Origin of the sequence: Pantoea sp. CTOTU49201, assembly GCF_032054795.1 — a bacterium.
GTDB classification, from domain to species: Bacteria; Pseudomonadota; Gammaproteobacteria; order Enterobacterales; family Enterobacteriaceae; genus Pantoea; species Pantoea symbiotica.
Window position 1 is genome coordinate 1 of sequence record NZ_DAMBSA010000384.1, and the last position, 4,439, is coordinate 4,439.

Here is a 4,439-nt window from a genome sequence, read left to right on the forward strand (position 1 = left end):
TGGCGTCGTGGTCCACTGCCAAACGTTGCCGACGATGTCGTAAAACTCACCTTGCGCAAAACGGTCGACCGGGCTGGAGGAAGCCCAATATGCCAAATTGATATTGCCCGGCGCTTCACGCCAATCCGGCTGATCGCCGCTAACCTGCTCGCGCAGCTGCGCCCATTCGGCCTCGCAGGGAAGCTGAATAGATTTACCGGTCTCTTCGGCCAGCCAGCGACAGAACGCGGCGGCTTCCAGTTGATTCACTTCCGCTGGCCAATCCCACGGCATCGCCACTTCTTCGGCCAGTACGCGCAGTTTTAGCTGATCGGGCAGCTTTTCATCACCAACCCAAAATGTCGGCATCTGTGCGCCGGAGAATTCACGCCAGCCCCAACCTTCGTCATCCCACCAGCGGCGATCGTTATAACCGTCCGCTGCAATGAAGCGATAAAACTCAGCATTGCTGACCAGCATTTTGCTGGCCTTGAACGGCTTAAGTTCGGTCTGCTGACTGCCGTATTCGTTATCCCAGCCATAGGTGTCGTCGGTTTTTCCCTGCTGCACGCGGCCGCCGGGCATCGCGATCAGGGAATTATCCGGCACAGATTGACGATCGTGACGCGCCTGCGGACAAACCGGCCAGTGCGGCTGCGGCTTAACCCATTCAATCGGCAGTTGGCGCATCAGCACACTGGAAGTTTCCAGATGAATACGCTCGTGCTCAATGCCCATCAACACCACCCACGCCGGGCTGTCCCAGCCGATTGGCAGTTCCAGCGGCAGGGTGCGAATAAACTCACTCACCAGGCTTTTCACTTTGCCACGATAGTCGCGCACCTCTGCGATGCTCGGCCAATCGTAATGGCTGTCGTTGAGATCGTCCCAACTCATCTCATCCACGCCGATCGCCATCATCGCTTCGATGCGATCGTCAACGCGTTGATCAAGATAGCGGCCTGCCATCAGCTTATTAATGTAGAAGGTCGCGGTGTGGCCAAAATAGAAGATCAGCGGATGGCGCAGCGAAATGGCTTTATTAAACCAGGCGCGCTCGTCCGCCAGGCAATCAAACAGGCTTTCATACAGTTCCCAGGTTTGGGTGAAGTACGCCAGCAGCTCGGCCCGTTTTTGTTCGGAGTTTTGGCCGGAAAGTTTTAGCGTGCGGGTCGGTGCGGGAAGTTGGGCGGTTGTCACAAGGTGCTCCAGTTTGCTCAGTGCTCGAACTTATCAATATAGCAAATTAGCATTTCCGTCAGATGAATTAGCGCTGCCAGCGGCGCAGCAGACGGCTTTTCAGGCCGGTATCGAAGCGCCAGATGTGATCGAAGATACGCAGGATGCCGGGTTTGCCATGCAGGGACATCGCCACCGCATGGAAACGCTGTTGATGTTGGCGCTGACGCTGCTTAATGGTGCTGACGATGTCGTCCGGCAAACGTTGGGCAATAAAGTCAGAGACGATCACCGCATCCGCTTCCTGCCAGGCGCTGCCTTCCATGCGTTTCACCACCGCCGCAAGGCAGGCAGCGAGATCGGTGCCGCCGCGAAAACGCTGGCTGAGGAAACGGATTGCCTGCTCAATGCCATTGTCGGCGGTGAGTTCATAGCCGATCACTTCATGAGCGAACAGCATGATGTAGCAGCGGCGCTTATCCGCCAGCGCCACTTTCAGCAGCGCCAGGCAAAAGGCTTTGGCGCAGCGTTCGTTGAAACCGCCCATCGAACCGGACGTATCAACGCAGACGATAAACGGGCCGCGCGGTTGCTCTTCATGCTGCTGGTGGCTGACCGGGCTCATGGTGACTTTTTCATGCCACGCATCGCCCTGCAGACGATAAGTCAGCAAGCGTTTTTCAACTAAGCGCCGATAAAACTCCAGCTCTAACTCGCTGATGCTCAATGCCGCCAATTCAGGTGGCAACAGACGCAGCACATCATCGCTTTGATGAATGCCGCTGACCTCTTCCGGCACATTATCCGGTTCGCGCACCAGCTGGTGAAATTCCTCAAGCGGCGCATCCTGCGACGGCACCGATTTGGCTTCGCGGCTGCGACCCAACTGCTGCGCCAGCTTCATCAGCTCCGGCTGCTGGGCGAGGAAATCGCCGTACTGCACGATGAGTTCGTAATCGCCGTGCTGCAGCGGCGCTTTGCTCAAATCCCACAGGCGTCCGGCGGCGGCTTCATCATTATCGGTAAGGATTGGCGCCAGCTGACCGCTGATCGCCATGCGCTGCTGCAGCTCGGCCATCAAGCGTTCGCGCTGCTCTTCGAGAATGGTTTCATTCAGCGTTAGCGTTTGCAGCGTCAGGCTGAGACGCCAGCGTTGCAGGAACAGCGTGTGTTGCGCGTTGGTGAGCTGGTCGCTTTCGGCATTCAGCAGCAGTTTGCTGGCTTCTTCGATGAAGGGCGACGGCAGGCTTTTCAGCTGCATCATGATGTTGGGTAACTGCTGGGTGAAATGTTGCGTGCTGAGCAGCTGCATCTGCTGAAACAGCTGAAACTCCTGCGCCAGCGCTTCTGGCACCGGCGTGACTTTGATCTGCTCGGCGATCTCCGATCGCCAGCGTGGCAGATCGCGCATCATGGCTTGCCTCAGGCGGGGAAACTTCTCAAAGAACAGCGCCAGCTGCGGCGAGGCGAGCAGCGCGATAATCAACTCTTCGATTAACTCGGTTTCGCCAATCGAAAGCAGCGCACTCAGCGTCTCCAGTGAGATCATTTTCTCGCCTGTTTCAGCTGTTCCGCGACATCCTGCAGGCTGGTTTCAATGCGTGCCAGCCAGTCATCGCTAATGAAGAGGCAGCGCTGATGCTGGCTGAACAGCGTGCGCTGTGCGCGCAACTGGGTTTCCAGCGCTTCGTATTCATCGGCGATCTCCTGCGGCATCTCGCTGCTGCTGCTGGCGCCCGGCAGCGTCAGACGCGTGGATTGCAGGCTAACATCGCGCAGCGTCAGACAATGATGCGTATCCACCAGCATATCCAGCGTTTGACCAAAGCCGATGCCGTTCAGCTTGCCGCGAATTTCACCGCCCTTCAGCAGCCACTGATCCAGTGCTTCACGGCCAATCAGAATGTGCGTCACCTGCATGTCGTGCAGCATTAACGGCTGTTGCAGCATCAGCGTCAGCTGCTCATCGGTGATGGCGGCGGGTAATTCGTAATGCGGTTTGCGGCTGAACATGCCGCTGTGTTTCTCCAGCGTCAGCGCTTGCGCCACGCTTTGCTGCTGTTGCAGCGCCAGACGGCGGCCTTTGATCTGCTGCAGCTTGTGCAGCAGCGCTTGCTGCTGCCACGCATGTTGCGACATCAGCGTATCGATTTCGCGATCCAGCATTTTCATCGATGCCACGTCATGCCACAGGCAATCTTTCAGCAGTACTAAGTCGATGGGCGCGATGGTCACGCGACCGCTGTAAAAGGCGCTGGCCTGCAACAGATGAATGGCTTTCTTCCAGCGACGATCAGAAATGTATGGTGCGTCCGGCAGCGTTTCTAACTGCTGACGTAGCTGATAGATCAGTTCAAACACGTGATCCGGCAAACTGACCTGGCTGATGCCTTTCTGCCACTGTTCATACTCTTCATCGCTGATGCGCAGCGATTCCGCCACCGGATTGTCGTTTTCATCCTGCTGGTGGGTGAGCATGCTGCGGAAGTTCTGCTTCTCATGCACGTTATCCAGCCACAGACGAATCAACATGCGGTCATACAGCGCTTCCAGTCCGCTATCGGCTTCCGGCAGTTCGTTGGAAGCGGTAACCAGCAAGCGCATCGGGATTTTTTCTTCGCTGTCGCCATTACGGAAGCGGCGTTCGTTGATGGCAGTCAGCAAGGTATTCAGAATCGCCGGGCCGGCTTTCCAGATTTCGTCGAGGAAAACAATTTCGGCATCCGGCAGATAGCCTTTGGTCAGACGCTGATAACGCCCTTCATCTTTCAGGGCCTGAATCGATAGCGGGCCAAACACCTCTTCAGGGGTGGAAAAACGGGTCATCAGGTATTCAAAAGCGCGGGCGTGCTGGAAGGCGTATTTTAATCGGCGGGCAATCAGACTCTTGGCGATGCCCGGCGGCCCGAGCAGAAACACGCTTTCGCCACTTAAGGCTGCCAGCAAACAAAGGCGGATCGCATGATGGCGTTCATACAGCCCTTTTTCCAGAGCGTTGCTCAGGCGAGAAATTCTTTCTGCCAAAAGATGGGGTTGAGCCATAATCACATCATTATCCTTTTGATCCTGGTGCCGTCATATTCTGGCGAGCGCAATACTCTACTGATTATCATGCGCGATTGCGTTGATAGCCGTCAGCTTTTTTGTTTCAGAAGGTTGATGCGAGAGAACTCGCCGCTTCCAACGGTTTTTTGGCGCTATTTTCGGCGAAAAACCGCGTCACCGACGCGATGGTGACACTTTGTAAGAGTAGGTTTTTTTGGGAATATGTGCATACTGTG

The 4,439-nt window shown here is 56.2% G+C and carries 3 protein-coding genes; all 3 read right to left on the reverse strand.

Annotated features, from left to right (window positions below; genetic code table 11):
• The coding region (ovoA, locus tag RTY00_RS20520) for a 5-histidylcysteine sulfoxide synthase (protein ID WP_312665891.1) at positions 1-1,200 on the reverse strand (1,200 nt) is incomplete at its 3' end.
• Positions 1,201-1,246: 46 nt separating this feature from the next.
• Positions 1,247-2,707 (reverse strand): ATPase RavA stimulator ViaA, encoded by a 1,461-nt coding sequence (gene viaA, locus RTY00_RS20525; RefSeq protein WP_312665889.1) that lies wholly within the window; start codon positions 2,705-2,707, stop codon positions 1,247-1,249.
• Positions 2,704-4,200 carry an ATPase RavA gene (ravA, locus tag RTY00_RS20530; RefSeq protein ID WP_036648974.1) on the reverse strand — a complete coding sequence of 499 codons (1,497 nt, stop codon included), beginning with the start codon at positions 4,198-4,200 and terminating at the stop codon, positions 2,704-2,706. Before ravA ends, viaA begins: the two co-directional genes overlap by 4 nt.
• Positions 4,201-4,439: the final 239 nt, after the last annotated feature.

What these genes read in the sequence shown, in the direction of transcription:
- viaA (WP_312665889.1), bottom strand. Translation starts at nt 2,707, where the DNA reads ATGATCTCACTGGAGACGCTGAGTGCGCTGCTTTCGATTGGCGAAACC.
- ravA (WP_036648974.1), bottom strand. Translation starts at nt 4,200, where the DNA reads ATGGCTCAACCCCATCTTTTGGCAGAAAGAATTTCTCGCCTGAGCAAC.